Source organism: Rhizobium sp. Rhizsp82 (assembly GCF_047325115.1).
Taxonomy (GTDB): Bacteria; Pseudomonadota; Alphaproteobacteria; order Rhizobiales; family Rhizobiaceae; genus Rhizobium.
Genome location: NZ_CP168570.1, coordinates 3,776,884 through 3,800,742, shown reverse-complemented (window position 1 = coordinate 3,800,742; position 23,859 = coordinate 3,776,884). Strand labels below are relative to the sequence as shown.

Sequence of the window (23,859 nt, the reverse complement as noted above, 5' to 3'; positions counted from 1 at the left end):
TTTTCTACCGGCTTGTCAGCTGCGGCACTTTGCCTAACTATCTCGTAAAGCTCACAATTCGAACGTCACCGCTTCCAGCATCGCCCGGGATCGATTATGGCTCACTCTTTCGCAGACGACGACCGTGAGGTTCAGACCATGTCACCGCCAGCCCGGCAGCGCCTCCAATTCGATCCAGGCGACATGCCGATCTATGCAATCGGGGATATCCACGGCCGCCATGACCTTCTGGAGATGGCGGAGCATACGATCGTCAGGGATGCGGCGCGCCTTCCGGGCCGCAAGCTGATCATCACGCTCGGCGACTATATCGACCGCGGCCCGTCTTCGGCGCAGGTGATCTCGCATCTGATGATGCCGCCGCCGGAGAATTTCGATCGCATTTGCCTGACCGGCAATCATGAAATCATGATGCTCGATTATATCGACGGCAAGATTTCCTACACCGAATGGATGCGTATGGGCGCCGATGCGCTGCTGCGGTCCTATGGGCTCGATCCCGAGCATCTGCCGCTGATCTTCCCGACGACCTCGAAGCTCGACACCTTCATCCGCCAGTCGCTGCCGAAGTCGCATATCGATTTCATGCGCGACATGCCGATCTACGCGGATACGCCGGATATCCTCTTCGTCCATGCCGGGATCGATCCCGGCGTGCCGCTCAGCATGCAGAGCGACGAGGACCTGGTCTTCATCCGCGACCGCTTCTTCTATGCCGACCGGTCGCTGCCGAAGCTCGTCGTACATGGTCATACGCCGGTGCCCGAGCCCGATATCCAGCCGATGCGGCTCAATCTCGACACCCGGGCCTTCAAGAGCGGCAGCCTGACCGTCGCCAGGTTCTGGCGCGGTCAGGTCCACATCTTCTCCACCTGATCAGGCGTTGGTTTCCGCCGGCTCCGGTTTGCGCGGCATTTCCTCGGTATAGTAGCTCACATATTTCTGGCGGTAGCGTTCGGTGCCGCCGAAATTGCTGAACTTGCTGAGCTCAGACATATCCGTCTTGTTGAGGATGACGCCGAGCACCTTCTGCTTGATCTGCGGTTCGGCGTTCAGGATGTCGCGCACCACCGTCGTCGGCGTCTGGCCCCATTCGGTGACGAACAGGAAGCCGTCCACCTGCGGGGCGAAGGCCTTGGCGTCGATGACCGGGCCGAGCGGCGCCAGGTCGACGACGACGTAGTCGAACATCTTGCGGGCGTTTTCCATCAGGTTGAACATGCCCTGCGATGCCAGCAGTTCGCTCGTATGCATCAGGTTGTCGTTGGAAACGACCGGCAGGATGGCAAGCTTGGTGCGGTTGTCGACCTTGACGGCGCTGGCCCACGGGATTTCGCCGAGAACGGCTTCGACGAGGCCCTTTTCCGGCGGCTGCTTCAGCATGCGGGTCAGGCCGGGGTTGCGAAGGTCGGCGTCGATCAGCAGCGTGCGCTTGCCGCTGGAGGCGAGCAGAGCGGCGAAGTTCGCCGCCGTCGTCGACTTGCCTTCGCCCGGGAGCGCGGAGACCACGCCGATGACGCGGTCCGACTTGCCCTGGAACATGACGTCGCTGGCGAGCTTGGCGTTGCGCAGCGTTTCGGCAAAGACCGAGCGCGGCGCTTCGAGAACGATGCGCATGATGCGCTCGAAGCTGGCGCCATCATCGGCCGGCATTTCCACCGGCTTGGGCAGCGGCTCCTTGCGCGGCTTGAAGACCTTTCGCTCCTTCGGCGGCTTGCCGACCAGCGGCAGGTAGCCGAGGAATTTCAGGCCGAGGATGGTGCGCACGTCGCCTTCGACACGGAAGAAGCGTTCGCGGAATTCCTGGAATGCCGTCAGCGCGCCGCCAGCCATCAGGCCGAGCACGATGGCGAGGCCGAGCGTCATGGTCTTCTTCGGGCTGGAGGGCGATGCGGGAACGCCGGCCTCGGAGATGACGCGGGCCTTGGCGATCGGGAAGGACTGCTGCTGCGACGCCTGCTCGTAGCGGGCAAGGTAGGATTCGTAGAGCGTCTTCAGTGCCGTTGCGCGCTGTTCCAGATCGTTGAGCTTGACGATCGACTCGTTGGATTCGGAGTTCTTGCCGGTCAGGTGCTCGATATTCTGGCGCAGCGACGCTTCGCGCGAGCGGGCCACTTCGAATTCGTTGCGGTAGCTCGAGGTCAGCTGCTGCAGTTCCTGGAAAATCTGGCGGGTCAGGTCTTCCTTTTCGCCGCGCAGCTGTACGGCCTGCGGATGGTCGGCGCCGAAGTTGGTGGTGATCTCGGCTTCGCGGCGGCTGACCGAGATATAGCGCGTGCGCAGATCCTGGATGACCGAATTGTCGGTCTGGCCGGAAGAGATCGCCGCATTGTTGACGGCGCCTTCAGGTCCCTGATCGACGATCGACTTGAACTGGTTGTAGCGGGCCGAGGCGCTGGCGGTATCGGCCTGGGCGACGATCAGCTGCTTGTTGAGGTCGGCGAGCTGCTGTTCGGACATCAGTTCGCCGTTGGCCGAAGTGAGACCGTTCTGGCTCTTGAACTTGGCGACGTCGAGTGCTGCTTCCTGAGAGCGGTTGCGCAGGTCGGCGAGGCGCTCCTGCAGCCAGACGGAGGCGCGTTCGGTGGCATCAAAATTGGCGTTCAGCGTGTCGTTCAGATAGGCGTCGGCATAGGCCTTGGTGATGCGCGCGGCGAGCAGCTTGTCGGTCGAGCGGAAGGAGACCGCGATAACCGAGCTGCGGGTAACGCGCGAAACGTTGAGCGCCTGCTGCAGCAAGGCGGCAGCCTTCTGGCGGCGGCCTTCCTTGGCGTCGTCGTCGGAAACCGGCGGGCCGCCTGGCGTCAATGCGCTGACGACGACCTTGAGGCCGGACTTGACGAGATCGACGGGTCCTTGGCCGGGATCGAGGATCGTCTGGTTTTCCGAGAGGTTCTGGGCGTCGACGACGCGCAGCGCCAGTTCGGTCGACTTCAGGATTTCGACGGCGCTGGCGATCTGCATGTCCACCTGCTGGGAGCTGGCGGCGGGCGCCTGATCCTCGGCATATTTGGTCATGCTGTCATCAAGCAGGATCTGCGTCATCGAGGTATATTGCGGGGTCGCGAACAGCAGGTAGACGGCGGCGACTGCCACAAGTGCGGCAACGCAGAGCGCAATCGAACCGGCCCGGCGGATCACAATGGCGATCAGGCGATCGATGTCGATAAAGCTATCGGAATCGTCAGGGGCCTTCGGAACTGTGCTGTGCAGGGTCAGGTTTCGTTGATTCATGGGCTCTTATCCTTTGCGCGAGCGCGAAGCGCCGCCTGTGACTGTGATTTCCGTATTCTGAGCGGCAGCGCCGCGAAGGGCCGCCGTCATGCGGTTGAAACGGACTGCGATGGGCATTCTGAGATGGGCAACGGCCAGCGGATCGCGCCAGGCCGCCCGGATCGCTCCGGAGAGGGAGCGGCGCTTGATGCTTTCGACCAGTTCGAGAAAGGCATGCGCCTGGCGGAGGCTGCGGGCGCGGAATTTTTGGGCGGCTGTTGCCGTGGCATCCAGGCTGTGGCGGGCGAGGAACCGGCGGTCGCCTTCCATCATCGCTTCGATATGATCGAGACGAAGGACGCGGGAGATCGATCCCTCGCGGATGTGATAGTTGTAGCCAGGCTCCGGTTCGAAGACGCAGATGGCGCCGAGCGCCATCGCCGAGGCGAGGAAGAGATAGTCTTCGCCGATGCGCAGGTTCTCGTCGAAGCGCAGGCCGTGCCGCTCGATGAAGGCACGCTCGAAGACCGGCTTCAGGTAGCCGAAATTGTGCTCGTTGCGGAACAGCGCGTTGGAGCGGATGAAATTCGCAAGCGTCAGCTCCGGCGTCGTGGCGAGAGCGGCCGGCGAGAACATGGTTTCGGGCGCGGTGCCGTCGGCGCGGATCACCCGCATGTTGTCGACGGCGATCTGGGCACCCGCTGCTTCGGCGCGCGCGATCATGCGCTTCAGGCGATCCGGCTCGATCGTGTCGTCGGCGTCGAGCGTCGCCAGCCAGCGGCCGCGGGCCGCATCGATCGCCGCATTGCGCGCGGCTGAGGGGCCGCCGTTCTTTTCGAGGGCGACGAGGCGGACATTGCCGCCATAGGCAGCGGCGACCGCACGCGTCGCATCGCTTGAGCAGTCGTCGGCGACGATGATTTCCACCGTCACGTCCGTCTGCGCCAAAGCACTGCCGATCGCCTTGTCCAGCGTTTCGGCAGCATTGTAGGCTGCAATGATAAAGCTGATGTCGGGCAGCTTTTCGCTCATGCAGCCCCCTCGACAGCGCCGTATTGGCGGATCTCGCGAACGCCGAGCAACCCGCTGACGACGCCGATATGCATCGTGCCGCGCAGCGCATAGCGATAGCGCGGAACCGGAACGAGGACGCAGACAGCCGCGACACCGAGGCAATAGCCGGCCTTGGCGGTGGCGAGGCCGATATGCTTCAGGCGGGCGAAACCGCTGTTCTTTTCCTGCAGCAGGCGGCCATGCGTCTGGCCGAAGCGGAAGCGGCGCTTGGCAAGCCAGGAGAGGCCGGCGCGGTTTTCCGAAACCGGTTCATAGACATGGGCTTCCGGCGCAAAGGCGATCTTGCCGCCGTCGTGATGCATGTAGCTGAAGAATTCGGTGTCCTCGCCGCCGGTCTTGCCGAGCGCCAGATTGAAGCGGCGGCCGGCGACGCGCGGCGAATTCAGCTTAAGCAGGACGTTGCAGGTATAGCCGGTGCGGATTTCGCCATCGACCCAGACGGGGAGGGTGGAGTGGAAATCGCCCTCACGCATCCAGGCGGGTGCCGTCTGCGAATAGACGCTGCGGACAGGGCCGAGCACGGCATCGGCGCCGCTCTTTTCAGCCGTGTGCAGCAGCTCTACCAGCCAGTTCTCGGATGCGTCCTCATCGTCGTCGATGAAGGCGAGGTAGTCGCCCGTCGCATTTTCGAGGCAGGCGTTGCGGGCGATCGAGATGTTCGATGCCGGGCAATGCACATAGGCGATCTCATGGGGAATGGTCGAGCGCAGCGCCTCGACGCGGCCCTCGGCGCTCCGGGTCTGGTCATTATCGGCAACGATGATGCGCAGCCTGGCATTCTCGGGGACGGCGAGGACGGCGAGCGAAAGCAGGGCTTCGTCCAGCGACGCGCGCCGGTATGTGCAAACACCAATGTCGATCTGCATGATCTGGTCCTTCATCAGGAGACCTTCCGGTTGCGGAAGCTCAGGAGCTCCATCCAGAAACCGGCCGACCAGGCGAAGTGCATCACCATGGCCGAGAAGGCCGCGAGCGGCCCGTAAGGATTGCGCTGGCCGACGGCCATCCAGAAGCCGTAGCCGACGCAGGCGATTGCCCACAGGCTGAAGGGGATCACGGCGATCCAGTTCAGCACGGCAAGAAACGCACCGATGAAGACCGGCACAACAGCAAGCGGCAGCATCTGACGAAGCTTCGGCAAGTTGCCATGCTTCAGGATGTTCTTGGCGCGTCCCCGGCCGTAGCCGAGATATTGCCGGAAGAGCGTTTTGACGCTCGAACGCGGATAATAAATCATCCGCGTCTTGTCGGTCATCCAGATGCCGAACCCCGCCTTTTTCAGACGGTAGTCCAATTCCGCGTCCTCATTATGGCTGAATGTCTCGTCGTAACCGCCGACGGTGTCGAAGGCGTTGACGCGCATCAGCGCGTGGTGGCCGTGATCGGTCCAATGGCCCTCGGCGCCCTCGCGATGCTTGGAGCCGCCATTGCCGAGCTTGGAGTTCTGGGCGAAGGCCGTCGCCTTCTGGAAAATGCCGAAGCCGACCGTCTCCATGGCGACGACGACGGAATCGGCTTCCGTCAGTTCGGCTTCCTCAACGAGGCGCTGGCAATAATCGTCCGGATAGTCGCCATGCGCGTCGATGCGGATGAAATATTCGTAGTCGCGGCCGAAGGTGTTGACGGCGAGATTGATCGCGGCGCTCTGCAGCCGGCGCGGATTGTCGAGCAGGATGACGCGGGGATCGCTCTCGCTAATGCGGGCAACGATCTCGCGGGTGCCGTCGGTGCTGCCGCCATCGGCAACGACGATGCGGGCATTGAGCTCTTCGAGCGCCGGATCGAGCTTTTCGATCAGCGGCTCGATATGCTTGGCTTCGTTCAGGCAGGGAATGATGATGAGGCTGGAGACGCTGGAACAAACATCAGTCTTCATTGCAGTCAACCCTTCTTGAGCTGCGGGAGCAGGGACAACGGAACCGGCGGCGCGCCCCTCGGCAGCGGCCGGAACAAGATTGGAGAGTGTGTCGACGAGCGCGCGGCAATCGGCGCGGTCGGTCATCCAGGTGCGGCGGTCGGTGGACGAAACCGCCGAGGAGAGCGAGCCGTAATGCTCGGCCGTCAGCCCCTCGAACATCGCCTGAAGCTCGACTGCGGATGGTTCGCGAAGCGTCAGGCCAAGACCGCGTGATGCGACGAAACGATTGGTCTCGGTGTCCTCGACGGTGATCGGCACGCTGCCATAGAGGCAGCCTTCATAGAGCCGGTTCGGCAACAGCCAGGAGGAGTTCTGGCCCTCCTCGAAGAAGTCGATCGCCCAGGAGAAATGCACCTCGCCATAGATATCGGCGAGATCCTCCGGGTTCTTGTAGGCACCGCGGAAGCTCAGATAGGGCTCGCTCGCGACGAAGGCGTCGAAATCCTCGAACTCGGAATAGGCCGGGCGTCCCCGCAGGATGACCTCGACGCGGCCTTCCATGCGGCGGGTGAAATCGGCAAGCAGTTTCAGCGACTTGCGGCAGCGGAGCGCGCCGAACCAGCCGATCTTCCAGGGCTCGCCCTGTTGCGGCGGCAGGCGCAGCGAGGCGGCCTGCGGCATTCCCGCCAGCGAAAGCACCTTGTTTTCCAGAAGCGCGATCGGCGCCTTCAGGGCCGATTTCGGGGCAAAGTAGTTTTCGATGAAAGCCGGCGAGCTCGTCAGGATCAGGCGGGCGTTGCGGCCGAAATGGGCCTCGGCCCGGCGCAGGGCCTTGCCCGGTGCCTTGTCGCTCAGGAGAAGGCGGTGGATATCGAGGCATTCGTAGACGACGGGCACGCCGCCGAACATTGCGCTCGCGCGATCGGCGACGGCCAGCGCTTCCAGATTGCGGCCGATGATGACATCCGGGCGCTCGACGCCCCTCAACAGTCCGCGCAGACGGATTGCCGCCTTGGCGACCGCACCCATACGCTGGGCGAACCTTCCGTCCGCCGTGCGGCCGAGCTCGATCGGCTTTACTCCGCTCACCTCCGCAAGTGCATTGTCGCCGCGGCGGAAGCCGGCGAGGGTGACGGCAGCGCCGCCCTCGGTCAGCATCAGAACGCGGCGGCGCACGGCCGGATCGGCCAGATCATGCACCAGATAAAGGACTTTCAGCATCAATGCTCCTGTGCGTAGACCGGCTCTGCCGGAGTCCGTTTCGGGGGTGTGCTAGGCAAGTCTCAGAGACCGGATGCACGCTCAGTTGAGCGTGCAGGCAATCGATTCCGGGAACTGGCATTTGTCGCCGGGCGCCGTGTAGGCGATCCGGTCGATCTGCATCGTCGTCGGCTGGGTGTAGGCGAACTTGCCCATCCAGCCGGCCAGCGTGTCCGTGCCCCAGAGGCTGAAGAAGATCTTCTGCGGGCTCTGCGGGATCTTGGCCGGATCGGTGACGTCTTGGACGAGTTTGCCATTCAGGTAGTAGCGCAGGCGGTTCTGCTCCCAGACGAAGGCATAGTCGTTGAAGCCCTGATTGGCGGGCTTGCCGACCGGCACCAGCTTCTCGTTGCCGCCCTTGGCCTTGATGTACTGGTTCACCTGCACGGTGCCGCTATCCTTGCCGAGCACCTCGAAATCGATCTCGTCATGCTGCTGCTTGTCGGCCGGGCCGATATAGGTGAAGAAGGCCGAGTTCAGGCCGGGGCCGGTCGCGGTCTTGATACGGGCCTCGTAGGTGCCGTAGCTGAAGCGCTTCTTGGTCTGGATCTCGCCGCAGAGATAGTTGCGGTCCTTCGACTTGCCTTCGGCAAAGCCCAGTTCCAGCTTTCCGTCTTCGGTCTTCACCTGGTTCTTCGACCAGGTGCAGTTCTGGTGTGCGCCGTTGTTCCAGCCGTCGGAAATGTACCAGACGCTGCGGTCGATCTTGTCGAAGTCATCGACGAAGGATGTGCCTGTTGCCTGCTGGGCAGATGCGGGGAGGGCGCCGACGAGGGCGGCACCCGCAGTCAAAGTCAGCCAAAGCAGTCGCGCATGGGCGATTGTGGTCGTCATGTCTCACCTTTGCTGTGGAACGAAATCGGCCGGGATATCCCGGCGGGATGGGGAGTGCGGACCCTTCTTCGTCCGGCCGCCGGTCAGGACGGCGTAGAGCTTCGGCGCATTGCTGCGCACCAGACCGTTCGAGAGCGCCAGCAGCGGGAAAAGCACCAGCAGGCAGCCGCAGAAGAAGAGCGGGTAGAAATCGACGCCCGTCTTGCCCCAGACCATGAAGAGCAGGATGAGCAGGGGATAGTGGGCGCAGAAGATCCAGAAGCTCAGGCTCCCGGTCTTCGACAGGCGCTGGCCGACCGAGGTCTTGATCAGCAGTGCCGACAGCATCCAGAAGCCGGCGGCGCCGCCGATCGCCAGCGCATTGCGCGACAGTTCCACCCAGTCGGGCATCGACGGGCCGGTTGCATAGATGGCGGTCGCCAGCAGCGCCGAGAATGCGAAGAGCAGGAAAACGCCGAGCGGAGCGAAGCGGTCCAGCGCCTTGATGTCCAGCTTGTAGAGGCTGGCATAGATGCCGAAGGTGAAGCTGAACAGGATCGAGCGCTTGATGACGATGTAGAGCGACAACTGCGGCACGAGCGCCAGCAGCAGCAGCGTCGAGAGCGTCAAAAGCGGCGCGCGGCGCACCAGCCACGCGAGGATCGGCGAAATCAGGATGCAGACGAAGAGATCGCGCAGGAAGTAGAGCGGGATATTCGCCGGGAAGGCTTCGGCGGCAAACAGCTGGCTCAGCAGTTCGCGGAAGCTCGATTGATAGGGACTGATGACATAGCCGTCGCCGATGCCGACCGCGAGGATCGCCAGGACCGCGATGAAAAACAGCGTGTTCCAGATCAGGAACGGCAGAAAGACGGTCTGCGCCTTGGTGCGCACCGTTTTCGTATAGTTGAAGCCTTCCATCCCGCCGCGAAACAGCAGGTAGCCGGAAATGGCGCTGAGGCACGGGACCCCGACACGGAAGAGCGCTTCGCTCAGGAACACCCGCAGCCAGTCGAAGAAACCGTAGTTTCCATTGAACGGCGTATTCGCAGGGTCGAATGGTATGTGGACGAACACAATGCCCGAAATGAGCACGATGCGCATCAGGTTGATCCGCGAGGATACGTTAGCGTCAACGTTCACGTTATCTGTCACCCCTGTTGGAGCTGCACCTCCCCTGCAGCCGTTTCAAAGAGCAGACTCTGGCCCGCAGACGAAAAGCTAGAGCGTTTTGCCGGAAGAAAATATGGCACTGCAGCAAAAAGTGATCGCGAGTCTCGTTTTGTAACGGAGCGGAATCGCAGCTACCATGGCGTGTCGGGTGCCGTAACGGCAGTTGCAAATATGCTGCAGGGCCTTTGCGCCAATGTATTTCCGAAAGTGATCATAAAACGTTTCCGCCTGTTGAGAAGCGTGACCCGCGTGGAAAAGTTTTTCCGCTTTAGTGAAGGATGTCCTGTGTTTTGTTACAATGCGCAGGCCCGGATTGCGGCTGAAATGTGTTCGGATCACCCCCATTTGGGTCTAATCGGCACAGCCGCCGCTGGTATCGCTGATCTCAGCCTTTGACAAATTTCGGCCGGAATGCCCTTCATCATGCTGCGGCGCAGCAACTTGCCCCCGGATGATCCGGCGCTAGATGCGCACTCACCGCTCTGGCCTGTCAGGAGAAAGAATGGCGACCTTTACGATCATCATCCCGTTTTACCAGCGCGAGGACGGTATCCTGCGGCGGGCGCTGGCTTCGGTCTTTGCGCAGAGCTACAGGGATTTCGATGTTCTCGTGGTCGACGACCAGTCGCCCTATCCGGCAGAAGACGAATTGAAGCCCCTCGGTGCCGAGGAACGGTCGAGAATCACCGTCATCCGCCAGGCGAATGCCGGGCCGGGCGGCGCCCGCAATACCGGCCTCGACAATGTCCCGGCTGTCAGCCGCTATGCCGCCTTCCTCGATTCGGACGATATCTGGACGCCTGATCATCTGCAGAACGCCTATTCGGCGATGCAGAGCTTCGATGGCGATTGCTATTGGGCGTCGATCCATGGCGGCGAGGAATTCGACTATCATTTCGGCATCGCCGATCTCGAAAAGAGCGAGGGGGCGCACCGGCTCTCGGATGCGCCGCTGATCATCGAGTTGCCGGATATCGCCGGCGTCATGCTGAAGAACTGGGCCTTCCTGCACATGTCCTGCATGGTGATCGGCCGGCCGCTGATCGAGACGGTGCGCTTCGACGCGGCCCTGCGGCTGGCGGCCGAGGACGTGCTGTTCTTCTGCGATTGCATGCTGGCGGCCCGCCAGGTGCTGCTCTGCGGCGAGGCGGGGGCACTGCGCGGCGAGGGTATCAACATCTTCCACGGCGTCGATAACGAATCGCCGCAGTTCCTGAAGCAGCAGTTCATCACCTGGATGGCGCTCGACCGGCTGGAAACGCGCTTCGCGGCGCGGCCGAACGAAATCTCGACGATCAAGGATTACAAGACGCGGGCGCGCAAGATGGCGCTGTGGAGCCAGGCAAAGCGGATGCGCAAGGCGCGCTTGCCGGATTTCCGCCTGCTGTTCCACTGGGCATGCCGCGATCCGGCGCTGTTTGCCAGCGCCTTCAAGCTCGCGGGTGGCAAGTTCTCGAAATAGCCGTCAGTCGGCCGGCGAGGGGAGCAAGTAGCGCAAACCTCCAGCACCCCGCGTCGCGATCTCGACGCCGCCGGGGCTGCGGAAGCGCTCGGTCTTGTCCATGAAGATGCCGCCGGCGATCGCCGGGACGGCACCCGGATTGGCGAGCGCATAGCTTAGCGCCGCTGCCGGGCCGGACTGCTTCTTCACGTCTAGGAAATGGCGCAGCTCGTATTTGCCGCGCACATGGCTTTCGTGACGGCGCACGGCCGCCGCATCTTCTGCCGTCAGCTTGCAGGAGGCGAGGATCGCGCGATCGGCCTCATAGAGCTTGCGGATGTCGTCGGTGCGGTGGCTGCCGCTCAGCGAGTTGCCGCGCACGACCGCGCCATAGCCGCAGGAATGGATGACCTTGTAGCGGGCGCCGTTGGCGAGCGCGCGGACATAGAGCTCGTAATCCTCGCCGAGACGCATCTCCTCGCGGTAGCGCAGCTTGTGCGCATCGAGGAAGCTGCGGCGCATGACCGGCTTCAGGAAGCCGATCTCGCCACGGCGCACGCCGCGCTTGGAGATGTTGCCGTCGACGAAGGCGACGAGATCGAGGAAGAGGGGACGGTCGGGAAAACGGTCGAGCTGCTCGGGGGCGCGCGTCACCGTTTCCGAATCGACGAAGGCGATGTTGTCGGCGACGAAATCCCAGTCGTCCTCGGCCAGCATGCGCCCGAAGCGGCCCTCGAAGAAGAAGTCGTCGGCATCGAGGATGGCGATCAGCGGCGCTGTGGAGATCTCGATCGCGTGATTGCGGGCTGCCGAAGGGCCGCGATTCTTTTCGAAGGAGACGACGTTCAGCCGTCCGCTCGCATCATCCGCGGCGCGCGCCGCATCGGCCGTGCCGTCACTGGAGCCGTCGTCGATGACGACGACTTCGGCCACTTCCTTCTCGCGCAAAGCCGAATTGACGGCCAGTCCGATCGTATCAGCCGCATTCTTGGCGGCGATGATCACGCATACGCTTGCAACCACGTCGTGCCCTCCGTTGTTGCCGCAACAGTTAGGACGCCAGCGCCGCGGGGGCAATGCGAGAGGTCTTCAAAAGATGTTACGCCGTCCGTGACGGCCCAGGCGAGAGCCGCTTACTGATTGAACGGCTCGGAATTGTTGAAGGGGCTGACCGGGATCTTGTCCTTGTCGTCACGCGCCGGCGCCAGGGCGGATGACATGCCCCTGGCGGCGTTGCGCGCACGCGCTTCCTTCCACACGAGGAAAAGTACGCCACCGAAGTAGCCTATCTGCAGGAGAACCGCGCAGATCGCCGTTTGTATGAGAGTCGTCGTCAGGGAACCGTTCAACACATAGGTTGCCACGGCAAAAACGGCGAGCGCGCCGATCATGCTAACGAAAACGCGAGGTGCATACATGACGTTTGCCTCCCTTTAGGAGGTTGGTTCAATGAACAGTCACTGAACTCGGGCTTCCTCCTAAGGACCCTTTACTCGATATATTTTAGCAGGCCCTGAGTTTCAACAGAACGAAAGCATTAGTACCTTCAATCTTTCGTAGGCCGTTGCAGGTTTTCTACAGTGCTCCGCTTAAGATTTCCTCCCAGCTTTGCCTAAAATCGCCGAACGGCCGGTAACCATGCGATTTGCGGGCCGTACGTCAGAAAAGGGCAAAACCTTACCCAAGGTTGTCTGCAATGGGGCATTGCACGCCTCGGCTCGCGCCACATTTGCATTGTCAGGACAACGCCTGAGAGCTCTATGCGTTCAACTTTTATTACAAAGATTTCATCTAAAACGATTTGAGTGTGCAGTGCAAAATGGATGGTGCGACGCAATATATGCGGCTACGCGCAAATAACATTTCGGTACTCGCGATAGTGGCCGCGGGCTTTTTGCAAATGCTTTTCGAATTTCCCGAAAGGATTTGTTCTTCAGTCTTTTTGCAGCGCAAAGCAAACTCCGACGGCATTAGTGCAGTGCAGCCGACTTAGACGGAAACATTGCATGCTTTGCATATTAATTTGAGCTAATCCTAAAGAAAGAAAAAGGTGAACACGGTTTCCAAAAGCCCCCTGTTACACACCCGTCTTCAAATTGTGGCTTAAAAAAACAAAATCCGCCCATACACTCCGAACCTGTCAGCGCTACCTCAGCGACCTGGGCATACCGACCAAACGGCAAACATAAGTGGAGTTAACTCTATGAAGTCTGCGACGAGATCGGACAGTACGCCATTCTTTGGCGTGGTTCATGCAAACGTGTTTCCGCCGACAGGCGGGATCATGAAGCGCGCATTCGATATTACTGCTGCATCACTCGGCCTCGTTTTCCTGAGCCCGATTTTCCTGATGGTGATGCTGCTCGTCAAACTCTCCGATAAGGGGCCGGCCTTCTATGGTCATCGCCGTATCGGACATAACGGACAGGAATTCCGTTGCCTGAAGTTCCGCACCATGGTCACCGACGGTGACAGGGTGCTGCAGGAGCACCTGCGCAATAATCCGAAGGCGATGGACGAGTGGCGTGCGACCCGCAAGCTGCAGGACGATCCGCGGGTGACCGTGATCGGCAGCGTGCTTCGCAAGCTCAGCCTTGATGAGCTTCCGCAGCTCATCAATATCATTCGCGGCGAAATGAGCGTCGTCGGGCCGCGTCCCGTCGTACGTGACGAACTGGAGCTCTATGAGTCTTCGGCCGTCTTCTATCTTCAGGCACGTCCCGGCCTCACCGGCCTGTGGCAGATCAGCGGACGCAACGACGTCTCCTATGCCACGCGTGTCGCCTTCGACACCCACTATGTCGAAAACTGGTCTCTGACGCGTGACGTCATGATCATCGCCCGGACGATCCCTGCCGTCTGCATGCAGCGCGGTAGCTACTAACGCCGCTTCCACAGCTCGATACGTTCGCACGGTGCCGCCGATTGGCTTGCCGTGCAAATTCACGAGGAAGACTGAATGAAAGATTTCCTTTTTCGCCGCCTCACGGCACGCCGGTCCATTACCTCCAGTCTCGCCATCGTGGCGGGCTTTGGTGTTCTGATCGGCTCAGCCGGACTTGCCGGCGCTGCCGACTATCAGCTCGGCACGATGGACAAGCTGCGCATCCGCGTTGCCGAATGGCAGACGGCGGAGGGCGCGATCCGCGACTGGTCCGTGGTCAGCGGCGATTACTCGATCGGCCCGTCGGGCAGCCTCTCGCTGCCATTCATTGGCGACCTCCCAGCCTCTGGAAAGACGACGGACGCGATCGCGCAGGAAATCGGTACCGCACTGCAAAAGCAGTTCGGTCTCAAGGACCGGCCCTCGGCATCTGTTGAACTTGCCGAGTTCCGTCCCGTGTTTCTGACAGGCGATGTCGAAAAGCCCGGCGAATATCCGTTCGCGCCCAATCTCACGGTGGTCAAAGCCGTGAGCCTTGCGGGCGGACTTCGCCGCGCCGACGCCGGCCAGCGCTTTGCGCGCGACTTCATCAATGCCAAGGGTGACGCTGTCGTCTACACCTCGGAGAAGAACCGGCTGATCGCGCGCCGTGCCCGTCTGCAGGCCGAGACGCAGAACAGCGATGCCATCGACATGCCGGCGGAACTCAAGGATTTGCCGGAAGGCAAAGCCTTGATGGCCAGCGAAGCGGCGTTGAAGGATACGCGCAAGAAGCGGCTGACGCTGCAGCTTCAGGCGCTCGACGACCTGAAATCGCTGCTGCAGGCCGAAATCGAATCTCTGGCGAAGAAGACCGAGACGCAGACGCGTCAGCTCGAACTCGCCAAGGAAGACCGCGACAAGATCGAGAATCTTGCCGAAAAAGGTCTGGCGCTCAGCGCCCGCAAACTGACGGCGGAACAGCGCGCCGCCGATATCGAGGCAACGCTTCTCGATATCGATACCAATTCACTGAAGGCCAAGCAGGATATCAGCAAGGCCAACCAGGACGAGATCACCCTGCGCAACGACTGGGACGCCAAGCTTGCCCAGGAGCTGCAGGACACCGAATCCGATCTCGACACGCTCAACCTGAAACTCTCGACCAGCGACGCGCTGATGTCGGAAGCGCTGGCGCAATCGAGCGATGCAGCGCGCTTCGACCCCGAGAATGCCGCGAATATCAACTATTCGATCGTCCGCGAAGTCGACGGGCAGTCGAAGGAAATTCCGGTGCAGGAGAACATGGCCCTCGAGCCGGGTGACCTGATCAAGGTCACGGCCGGGGTCGCGATGCGATAGAAGCGGAGACCGCATGCGGATCGCCAAATCGGCAATTATTACTCCAGGCGTGAACGCGGCCTATGCCATTCCGGCGGTCGCGCTCTCGATGTTCTGCTTTGCCTATTCGATCCGTTTCGGGCAGGCGGCGATCCTGCTGTACTATGCGCTCTGGCTGCCGCTGATCGCCGTCGACTACAAGAAGGTGCTCGGCAGTCACAGCAAGTTCGTCTGGCTCTATGCCTTCGCCGCCTTCGCCTTCCTCTCCGTGTTCTGGTCGCAGGTGCCGAGCGTTTCGATGCGCGCCAGCATCCAGTATTTCACGCAGGTGCTCTGCGCGCTGATCGCGGTGCGCACCGTCGATGTCCGCACGCTGACGCTCGGCGCAGTGGCGGGCGCGGCGGTCGTGCTGCTCTATTCGATCCTGTTCGGCTATTACGAATATGATCCGCTCGACGGGACCTACAGCTTCGTCGGCGCGTTTGCCTCGAAGAACCAGCTCGGCTTCTATGCCTCGATCGGCATCATCTTCGCCTTCGCCGCTGTCTTCATATATGGCGAGCGGCGGCTTTGGATGATGGTGTCGGGTGCTGTCGGGCTGATGGCCGCCTACTGCCTTCTCGCCTCGCAATCGGCAACGTCGGTGCTGACGACGGCCGTGATCGTGGCGCTGCTGATCGGATTGCGCGGCGTGCTGTTCCTGTCGCCAAACCAGCGCAAGCTGCTCGTCATCGGCGGCGGTGTCGCGGCGATCATCCTTATCGTGGCGAGCGTCTATCTCGGCGTCGTCGATCTGGTGCTGGGGCTGTTCGGCAAGGACTCGACGCTGACGGGTCGCACCTATCTCTGGCAGCAGGGCATCGAGGCCTGGAAACAGAACCCGGCCGTCGGCATCGGCTACCAGGCCTATTGGGTGCAGGGCTTCTCGGAGCCGGAGCGCCTATGGGAAGAGTTCTTCATCGGCTCGCGCAGCGGCTTCCACTTCCACAATACCTATATCGAAACGGCCGTGGAGCTCGGCCTGACCGGTGTCCTCATCCTCGCCGGTACGATCCTGGCGATGATCTGGGGCCATCTGCGCCGCGTCATCGAGGACGTCCGCAACGACGAGTCCTATCTGCTGCTCGGCATTGCCGTGCTGCTGACGATCCGCTCCTTCGTCGAGATCGACGTGCTGACGCCGTATAATGTCGGCACCTTCCTGCTTTACTACACGGCGGGCAAGCTCGCCGGGGCGCGGCAGCGCTCGGCTATGGCCGAGCTGCGGCGCTACGAATCCATACCGGCTGCACATTCCTGATCATTTCATTGCCCCGCCGCAGTCTCGCGGCATCATGAGGAAACTGCATGAAGACCCTCTACGGGATCCAGTATTTGCGTGCCTTTGCGGCGCTTGCGGTCGTGGTGTTCCACGCGGCCGAGCGCACCGGTGGCCATTTTGCCATCGGCGCGGCAGGCGTCGACGTGTTCTTCGTCATTTCGGGTTTCATCATGTGGGTGATCAGCGACCGGCGGCCGGTAACGCCGCAGCGCTTCCTGCTCGACCGCCTGAAGCGCATTGCGCCGTCCTACTGGCTGGTGACCGGCATCATGGTCGCGGGCGCGATCGCCGGGCTCTTCCCGAACCTGCAGCTCAGCGCCGGCCATCTGCTCGGCTCGCTGTTCTTCATTCCGGTGCGGTCACCGAGCACCGGCGAGATCTGGCCGGTGCTGGTGCAGGGCTGGACGCTGAATTTCGAGATGTTCTTCTATGTGCTCTTTGCCGGAGCGCTGTTCCTGCCGCGGGCCTGGCGCCTGCTGTTCCTGAGCGTGGTGTTCGGGTTGTTCTTCGCTGCCGGTCTCATCTGGGATCCGCAGTCGGCGGCGCTCGCCACCTATACGCGGCCGATCATCCTCGAATTCCTCGGCGGCGTCTTCATCGCCGAGCTCTGGCTGCGGCGCAAGGTGGCGGGAACGAGCCTCGGGCTTGCCTGCGTCGGCGCCGCACTTTGCGGCTTTGCGGCGATCTATCTGATGGGTGCGGAGTTCGACGAGTTCATCTGCGGGCCGCTCGCCATGGCGCTGGTGTTCGGCATGGTGTCGCTGGAAACCGGCGGCAGCATCGGCCGCGTGCCTGTTCTCACCTATCTCGGCGATGCCTCCTACTCGATCTATCTCTGGCATACGCTGACGATCTCGGTTGCCGTCAAGGCGGCGGAAATCCTCGGCCTTGACGGCGGACTGACGCTGCTCGGCGCCATCGTCGGCGGTACGATCACCGGAGTTGCGGCTTACGAGCTGATCGAAAAGCCACTGCGGAAGATCTTTTCGGGCGAAGGCCTGAAGCGCCGCGATCTGCAGCGGCGCCCCTCCTGATCTCCTGATTTACTGCGCAGCCTCCTCGGCCTGCTGCTGCGGCGTTGCGCTCGCCGCCGCCTTGTTGCGGTAGCGGGCGCGCAGCAGCACGTAGAAGACCGGCGTCAGGAACAGGCCGAAGATCGTAACACCCAGCATGCCGGAGAAGACCGCCGTACCGAGCGACTGGCGCATTTCCGCGCCGGGGCCGGTGGCGATCATCAACGGCACGACGCCGAAGATGAAGGCGAAGGCGGTCATCAGGATCGGCCGCAGACGCAGATGGCTGGCCTCGATCGCTGCTTCGATCGCCGTCTTGCCTTCCTCTTCCGCCTGTCTGGCAAATTCGACGATCAGGATGGCGTTCTTGGCCGCCAGGCCGATCAGCACGATCAGGCCGATCTGCGTCAGGATGTTGTTGTCCATTCCGCGCAGATGCACCCCTGTCAGCGCCGCGAGGATGGCGAGCGGGACGATCAGGATGATCGCCAGCGGCAGGACCCAGCTTTCATATTGCGCCGAAAGCGCCAGGAAGACGAAGATCACCGAGAGCGCGAAGATGTAGATCGCCGTGTTGCCGGTGTTCCTTTCCTGGTAGGCGAGTTCGGTCCATTCGAAGGTCGTGCCGGCCGGCAGGATGCTCTTTGCCACACCCTCCATGGTGTTGAGCGCGCTGCCGGTGGAGACGCCGGGGGCGGCGTTGCCCTGCAGCGGTACCGAGACATACATATTATAATGCTGGACGAGTGAGGGACCGGATGTGTCCTTGATCTCGACCAGCGTGCCGAGCGGCACGAGCGCCCCGGTCGCCGAGCGAACCTTCAGCGCCAGAATATTGTCACGCTCGACGCGGTACTGCTGATCGGCCTGGGCGCGGACCTGATAGACGCGGCCGAAGGCGTTGAAGTCGTTGACGTAGGACGTGCCGAGATTGATCGACAGCGTATCGAAGATATTGGGGATCGGCACGTTCAAGGCGCGTGCCTTGTCGCGGTCGATCTCCAGGAAATATTGCGGGCTGGAGGCCGAGAAGGTGGTGAAGACGCCAGCAAGTCCCGGTGTCTGGTTGGCCTTGCCCATGATCTGGTAGGCGGCGCCGAGAACCCGGCGCATGTCCGAGCCCTCGTGGTCCACCAGCTGCATCTTGAAGCCGCCGGCATTGCCGATGCCTGAAATCGGCGGCGGCGGGATGGCGATGATGAAGGCCTCCTGGATGCTCTGCAGGCTGCCATAGAGCTGGCCGATGATCTGGCCGGCATTCTGGTGGTGCTCCAGGCGGTTCTCGAAGGTGTCGAAGGCGGCGAAGACGACGCCGGCATTCGAGGCGTTGGTGAAGGTCGCGCCGCTGAAGCCGGAGAAGGCGACGGCGTTCTTGACACCCGGTGTGTTGCGGATGATCTCGGAGGCCCGCTGCACGACGGCATCGGTACGCGCGAGCGAAGCACCATCAGGCAGCTGCACGACGACGATCGCATAGCCCTGGTCCATGACCGGCACGAAGCCGCGCGGCACGATGTTGCCCATATAATAAGTGAGGCCGAGCAATCCGGCGAAAACGAGGAGGGCGACGCCGATCGCTGCCCAGGTGCGCACCAGGTGGCTGACCACCCAGGAATAGCCTGCGCTCATCCTGTCGAAGCCGTGATTGAAGCCGTTGGCGAGCGCGTTGCCGAAGCGCGAGATCGGGTTTTTCGGCTTGTGATGGGCGTCGTGCGGCTTCAGCACGATGGCGGCAAGCGCCGGCGACAGGGTCAGCGAGTTCAGGGCGGAGATCGCCGTGGCCACCGAGATGGTGACGGCGAACTGCCGGTAGAACTGGCCCGAAATGCCGGGGATGAAGGCCGTCGGCACGAAGACGGCGATCAGCACCAGCGAGATGGCGAGAACGGCGGTGCCGACCTCGTCCATCGTCACATGCGCCGCCTCGCGCGGGTTCATGCCTTTCGCGAGGTTTCGCTCGACATTTTCTACGACGACGATCGCGTCGTCGACAACGATACCGATCGCCAGCACCAGGCCGAACAGCGTCAGCATGTTGAGCGAGAAGCCGAAGGCGAGCAGGAAGGCGAAGGTGCCGATCAGCGAGACCGGAATGGCGACGATCGGGATGATCGCGGTGCGCCAGGACTGCAGGAAGACCAGCACGACGAGGGCGACGAGGATCGCCGCTTCGGCAATGGTCTTATAGACCTCGTTGATCGATTCCGAGATGAACTCGGTCGGATTGTAGACGATGTCGTAGGACAGGCCGTCCGGGAAATCCTGCTGCGCGGTCTGCATCGCCTGCTTGATCGAGGCCGCTGCCGCCAGCGCATTGGTGCCGGGGCGGGAGAAGATGCCGAGCGCGACGGCGGGTTTGCCATTCAGGTAGCTGTTGGTGACGTAGTCCTTGGCGCCGAGCTCGATGCGGGCGATGTCCTGCAGCTGGACGAGACGGCCGCTTTCCGTCGCCTTGACGATGACATAGCGGAACTGTCGGGCATCGGAGAAACGCCCCTCGGTCGTCACCGTATACTGGAAGGCGTTTGTGCCTGAGGTCGGCGGCCCGCCGATCGAGCCGCCGGAGACCTGGACGTTCTGGTCGCGCAGCGCCTGGACGACGTCGCTCGAGGTCATGCCGTAGGCCGAGAGCTTTTCCGGATCCAGCCAGATGCGCAGCGAATATTCGCGTTCGCCGAAGATGATGACGTCGCCGACGCCATCGAGGCGCACCAGCGTATCGCGGATGCGGCTGCGGGCGTAGTTGGAGACGTAGAGCTGGTCGTATCGCGAGTTCGGCGACAGGAGATGCACGACCATCATCAGGTCGGGCGAGCTCTTCGCCGTGGTGATGCCGATGCGGCGGACTTCCTCGGGAAGGCGCGGTTCGGCGATCGCCACGCGGTTCTGGACGAGGACCTGCGCCTTGTCGAGATCGGTGCCGAGCTTGAAGGTGATGGTCAGCGCCATCGAGCCGTCGGCCGTCGAATAGGAAGACATGTAGAGCATGTCCTCGACGCCGTTGATTTCCTGCTCGATCGGCGTCGCCACGGTATTGGCGATGGTTTCGGAATCGGCGCCCGGATAGGCGGTGCGCACGACGATCGTCGGCGGGGCGATTTCGGGATATTGCGCGACGGGGAGCTGGAAATAGGCGAGCCCCCCGACGATCAGCAGCACGATGGACAGGACCGACGCGAAGATCGGCCGGTCGACGAAGAAATGGGCGAACCTCATTGCGCCATCTCCATGCCTGCTGCTTCCGGCGGGATGTCATCGCGGCTCTGCGGCAGCTCGGTCATCTGCGGCGTGATCTTCGAGCCGGGGCGAGCGCGCATCAGGCCGTTGACGACGATCGTCTCGGTGCCGTCCATGCCTTCGCGGATCGCTCTATAGCCATAGAGCCGCGGCCCAGGTCTCACCGGCTTGGTCGAAACTGTGCCATCGGCGCCGACAACATAGACGACGCGCTGGTTCTGGTCGGAGCCGATCGCCTCGTCGGGAACGAGGATCGCCTTGTAGGTATTGGAGGCCTCGATCTGCACACGGCCGAACAGGCCCGGCTGCAGGATCAGGTTTGGATTTTCGAAGCGGGCGCGGATGCGCATCGTGCCGGAAGCGTTGTCGACGCGGTTTTCGGCGAAGTTCAGCTTTCCGGCAAACGGCTTCTGGCTGGAATCGCTGATGCGGACCTGAACCGGAACGCCGCCACCGCCTTCCTGCAGGTCGCTGCCGCGGGAGCGGGCGGTCTCGGCGAAGTTCAGGAGGCGCCGCTCGTCGACGTCGAAATAGAAATCGATCGGATCGAGCGAGACGATGGTCGTCAGTATCGACTGGTCGGCCTGCACGAGGTTGCCGGCCGAGATCAGGCGGCGGTCGATGCGGCCGCCGATCGGCGCGGTGATCTTGGTATATTCGAGGTCGAGTGCGGCGCGGTCGGCAGTCGCCTGGGCGCCGCGGACGTTTGCCTGAGCGGAAACCCAGTCGCGGCGGCGGTCATCAAGTGTCGAGACCGACTGGCTGCCGCTATTGGCGAGCGATTCCGCGCGCTTGAATTGCGTTTCGGCATAGGAAAGCGTCGATTTCGCCACTTCGAGAGCGGCATTCGCTTCGTTGACGGCGGTCAGGAACGGGCGTTGATCGATGACGAAGAGCAGGTCGCCCTGCTTGACGATCGCGCCATCGCTGAAATGCACTTCCTGCAGATAGCCGCCGACGCGCGAGCGGATCGCAACCTCGTCCACGGCCTCGAAACGGCCGATGAATTCGTCATTGTCGACGACGTCGCGGACAACGGGCTTGGCGACCGTGACGGGCGGGGGAGGAGGGGCTGCGGCTTCCTGGGCCCCAGCGGTCAGCGGCAAGAGCGCCGTGACGAAGCCGAATGCAATGGCGGCACGAAGAGAGTAAGGCATAGCGATCCCCCGTATGGGCGGCCGTTATGCCGCCAATCTCATGCTGAAATGATGCGTCTCATATCCACTGCTTCAAACGCGGCGGGCGCGTCTGCACTTCCATTCAATGCGCCGAGTGCGCCAGGCCAATAATCGAGCCGCCCGGTTCGTCCCGGGCTAACCATCTGAAACGGCACTATAAGCGGCACTTGCCGGAAATTGCAAACGACAATGGGTTGCATCTCGACCGTTCTTTCGTGGCCGGTTGCAGAGCTCTCAGCGGGGGCGGATGCGGCACCAAAATCAATCTTCGCTTAACGCTCCGCTGCGGCATTTTAGCCGCATCTGCAGAATCTGAGCCGGCTGATCTTGTGCGCTGCACATGCTCAATATATCTACAGACATTATAAGCACACTTATTAATAGCTGGCACAGTTTATGAACTCCAACCCGACCCTCGGCTTCCTTCTTCACGACGTTGCCCGGCTGCTGCGCAAGCGGTTCGAGCAGCGGGCGAAATGCCTTGGCCTGACGCGCTCGCAGTGGCAAACGCTGGCCTATCTGTCGAATAACGAGGGCATTCATCAGGGTGGACTCGCCGAGATTCTCGAAATCGAGCCCATCACGCTGGTGCGCATTCTCGACAAGCTCGCAGACCGCGGCCTTATCGAGCGCCGTCAACATCCGACGGACCGGCGCATCTGGCTTCTTTACATGCGTGAAGCTGCCCATCCCATCCTCGCCGAAATGCGCGAGCTGGGCGATCTGACCCGGGCCGAGGCACTGCAAGGCGTGACGCCGGAACAGCGCGAAGCCCTTTTCAACATCCTGTCCGAAATGAAGACGAACCTAGTACAGGCGTGCCGGACACCGGTCGCCGATAAAGAGCAAAGCCATGGCTGATAAATCCTCCCTCCGCGTTGTCGCTGATGCCAACGCAAAGCCTGCCGAAGATATCGAAACTGCAAAGACGCAAGAAACGGTAGCAGAAGCGCCTTCATCCAATTCAGCGCCCGCTACCGCTGTCGCTGCGCCTGGCGGCACCACGGTCCGCCGCCGGCGCAGCCTCACGCGCCCCGTTCTGTTCGCACTGCTGCCGGTCGCTCTCGTCGTCGGCGGCTATTACTACGTGAACGGCGGCCAGGTCATGTCGACCGACAACGCCTATATCCAGGCGGATATGGTGGGCATCACCACCGACGTCTCGGGTATCGTCGACAAGATCAACGTTCATGAGAACGAGACGGTGAAGGCTGGGCAGGTGCTGTTCAACCTGCAGTCCGATACCTTCAAGATCGCTCTCGACGGCGCCAAGGCGCAGCTCGGCGTGCAGCGCAACCAGATCGCCAATCTGAAGGCGAGCTACCAGCAGTCGCTGGCCGAGATCACCCAGGCCGAAGCCGATCTGCCCTACTACCAGGACCAGTTCGACCGCCAGCAGAACCTCGTCAACAACGGCAGCGCCACGCAGTCGGCCTATGACGAAGCCAAGCACAATCTCGAGGTCGCGCAGCAGAAGGTTTCGGTCGCCAAGGCCGAGGCGTCCACCACGCTCGCCCAGCTCGGCGGCAGTGCCGACCAGCCGGTCGAGGAAAACCCGCTCTACCTGCAGGCCAAGTCGAATGTCGACAATGCCCAGCGCGAGCTCGACCACAGCGTCGTCAAGGCTCCGTTCGACGGCGTCGTCACCAATGTCAACGCCCTGCAGGTCGGCTCCTACCTGCAGGCTTCGCAGCAGGCCTTCTCGCTGGTCTCGACCAACAATCTCTGGATTGCCGCGAGCCCGAAGGAAACCGAGCTGACCTATGTGAAGCCCGGCCAGGAAGCCACCGTCTATGTCGACACCTATCCGGGCGTTGCCTGGAAGGGCAAGGTCGAGAGCATCAGCCCGGCTTCGGGCTCCAGCTTCTCGCTGCTGCCGGCACAGAACACCACGGGCAACTGGGTGAAGGTCGTCCAGCGTATCCCGATGCGCGTCAGCATCGAGGATCAGCAGGGCAAGCCGCCGCTTCGCGTCGGCATGAGCACGGTCGTCGATGTCGATACCGGCCACGCCCGCGGCCTGCCTGATTTCGTCAACAACCTGCTTGGCCGGAAGACCAGCCACCAGTAACGG

19 protein-coding genes and 1 pseudogene are annotated in these 23,859 nt (G+C 62.1%); 9 read left to right on the top strand and 11 right to left on the bottom strand.

The window, feature by feature from the left end; genetic code table 11:
* Positions 1-138 precede the first annotated feature (138 nt).
* Positions 139-876 carry a metallophosphoesterase gene (locus ACEN84_RS23860; protein WP_413711350.1) on the top strand — a complete coding sequence of 246 codons (738 nt, stop codon included), beginning with the start codon at positions 139-141 and terminating at the stop codon, positions 874-876.
* Here the strand turns inward: ACEN84_RS23860 and ACEN84_RS23855 are convergent, their stop codons facing one another.
* The 7 genes and pseudogenes from ACEN84_RS23855 to ACEN84_RS23825 form a co-directional block, all read right to left on the bottom strand.
* Positions 877-3,234 (bottom strand): polysaccharide biosynthesis tyrosine autokinase, encoded by a 2,358-nt coding sequence (locus ACEN84_RS23855; RefSeq protein ID WP_199627722.1) that lies wholly within the window; start codon positions 3,232-3,234, stop codon positions 877-879.
* A gap of 6 nt (positions 3,235-3,240) precedes the next feature.
* Positions 3,241-4,245 carry a glycosyltransferase family 2 protein gene (locus ACEN84_RS23850; protein ID WP_413710129.1) on the bottom strand — a complete coding sequence of 335 codons (1,005 nt, stop codon included), beginning with the start codon at positions 4,243-4,245 and terminating at the stop codon, positions 3,241-3,243.
* Complete coding sequence (locus ACEN84_RS23845) at positions 4,242-5,168, bottom strand: glycosyltransferase (RefSeq protein WP_413710128.1); 927 nt, start codon at positions 5,166-5,168, stop codon at positions 4,242-4,244. Before ACEN84_RS23845 ends, ACEN84_RS23850 begins: the two co-directional genes overlap by 4 nt.
* Positions 5,168-6,163: a glycosyltransferase family 2 protein gene (locus ACEN84_RS23840; protein ID WP_203430074.1), complete on the bottom strand. Its 996-nt coding sequence runs from the start codon at positions 6,161-6,163 to the stop codon at positions 5,168-5,170. The genes ACEN84_RS23845 and ACEN84_RS23840 overlap by 1 nt, the downstream gene beginning before the upstream one ends.
* Positions 6,164-6,223: 60 nt before the next feature.
* A pseudogene (locus ACEN84_RS23835) lies at positions 6,224-7,366 on the bottom strand (glycosyltransferase); the annotation flags it as partial.
* 81 nt (positions 7,367-7,447) lie between these two features.
* Complete coding sequence (locus ACEN84_RS23830) at positions 7,448-8,239, bottom strand: glycoside hydrolase family 16 protein (RefSeq protein ID WP_413710127.1); 792 nt, start codon at positions 8,237-8,239, stop codon at positions 7,448-7,450.
* 3 nt (positions 8,240-8,242) lie between these two features.
* Positions 8,243-9,361 (bottom strand): acyltransferase family protein, encoded by a 1,119-nt coding sequence (locus ACEN84_RS23825; RefSeq protein ID WP_112720021.1) that lies wholly within the window; start codon positions 9,359-9,361, stop codon positions 8,243-8,245.
* A gap of 201 nt (positions 9,362-9,562) precedes the next feature.
* Here ACEN84_RS23825 and ACEN84_RS23820 point away from each other — a divergent pair, with 201 nt between their 5' ends.
* Positions 9,563-9,787, top strand: a complete 225-nt coding sequence (locus tag ACEN84_RS23820; RefSeq protein WP_413710126.1) for a hypothetical protein — start codon at positions 9,563-9,565, stop codon at positions 9,785-9,787.
* Between the two features lie 106 nt (positions 9,788-9,893).
* The gene (locus ACEN84_RS23815; protein ID WP_413710125.1) at positions 9,894-10,853 is read left to right on the top strand and encodes a glycosyltransferase family 2 protein; all 960 of its coding nucleotides are present in this window, start codon (positions 9,894-9,896) and stop codon (positions 10,851-10,853) included.
* 3 nt (positions 10,854-10,856) lie between these two features.
* Here the strand turns inward: ACEN84_RS23815 and ACEN84_RS23810 are convergent, their stop codons facing one another.
* Complete coding sequence (locus ACEN84_RS23810) at positions 10,857-11,855, bottom strand: glycosyltransferase family 2 protein (RefSeq protein ID WP_413710124.1); 999 nt, start codon at positions 11,853-11,855, stop codon at positions 10,857-10,859.
* 110 nt (positions 11,856-11,965) lie between these two features.
* Positions 11,966-12,250: an exopolysaccharide production repressor protein gene (locus ACEN84_RS23805; protein ID WP_413710123.1), complete on the bottom strand. Its 285-nt coding sequence runs from the start codon at positions 12,248-12,250 to the stop codon at positions 11,966-11,968.
* A gap of 785 nt (positions 12,251-13,035) precedes the next feature.
* On the opposite strand from ACEN84_RS23805, the gene ACEN84_RS23800 reads away from it, so the two are divergent.
* From ACEN84_RS23800 to ACEN84_RS23785, 4 genes are all read left to right on the top strand, one after another.
* The gene (locus ACEN84_RS23800) at positions 13,036-13,716 is read left to right on the top strand and encodes a sugar transferase (protein WP_130284044.1); all 681 of its coding nucleotides are present in this window, start codon (positions 13,036-13,038) and stop codon (positions 13,714-13,716) included.
* A gap of 75 nt (positions 13,717-13,791) precedes the next feature.
* Positions 13,792-15,057 carry a polysaccharide biosynthesis/export family protein gene (locus tag ACEN84_RS23795; protein ID WP_413710122.1) on the top strand — a complete coding sequence of 422 codons (1,266 nt, stop codon included), beginning with the start codon at positions 13,792-13,794 and terminating at the stop codon, positions 15,055-15,057.
* A 13-nt stretch (positions 15,058-15,070) separates the two neighbouring features.
* Positions 15,071-16,336, top strand: a complete 1,266-nt coding sequence (locus ACEN84_RS23790; protein ID WP_203428156.1) for an O-antigen ligase family protein — start codon at positions 15,071-15,073, stop codon at positions 16,334-16,336.
* Positions 16,337-16,383: 47 nt separating this feature from the next.
* Positions 16,384-17,391, top strand: a complete 1,008-nt coding sequence (locus ACEN84_RS23785) for an acyltransferase family protein (RefSeq protein ID WP_413710121.1) — start codon at positions 16,384-16,386, stop codon at positions 17,389-17,391.
* 9 nt (positions 17,392-17,400) lie between these two features.
* On the opposite strand, the gene ACEN84_RS23780 is transcribed toward ACEN84_RS23785, so the two are convergent.
* Both ACEN84_RS23780 and ACEN84_RS23775 read right to left on the bottom strand, forming a co-directional pair.
* Positions 17,401-20,586 carry an efflux RND transporter permease subunit gene (locus ACEN84_RS23780; protein WP_413710120.1) on the bottom strand — a complete coding sequence of 1,062 codons (3,186 nt, stop codon included), beginning with the start codon at positions 20,584-20,586 and terminating at the stop codon, positions 17,401-17,403.
* Positions 20,583-21,764, bottom strand: coding sequence for an efflux RND transporter periplasmic adaptor subunit (locus ACEN84_RS23775; protein WP_112720029.1), 1,182 nt, complete (start codon positions 21,762-21,764; stop codon positions 20,583-20,585). The genes ACEN84_RS23780 and ACEN84_RS23775 overlap by 4 nt, the downstream gene beginning before the upstream one ends.
* 417 nt (positions 21,765-22,181) lie before the next feature.
* On the opposite strand from ACEN84_RS23775, the gene ACEN84_RS23770 reads away from it, so the two are divergent.
* Complete coding sequence (locus tag ACEN84_RS23770) at positions 22,182-22,646, top strand: MarR family winged helix-turn-helix transcriptional regulator (protein ID WP_112720030.1); 465 nt, start codon at positions 22,182-22,184, stop codon at positions 22,644-22,646.
* Entirely contained in the window at positions 22,639-23,856 is a 1,218-nt protein-coding gene (locus ACEN84_RS23765) for an HlyD family secretion protein (RefSeq protein WP_413710119.1), read from the top strand. Before ACEN84_RS23770 ends, ACEN84_RS23765 begins: the two co-directional genes overlap by 8 nt.
* Positions 23,857-23,859: the final 3 nt, after the last annotated feature.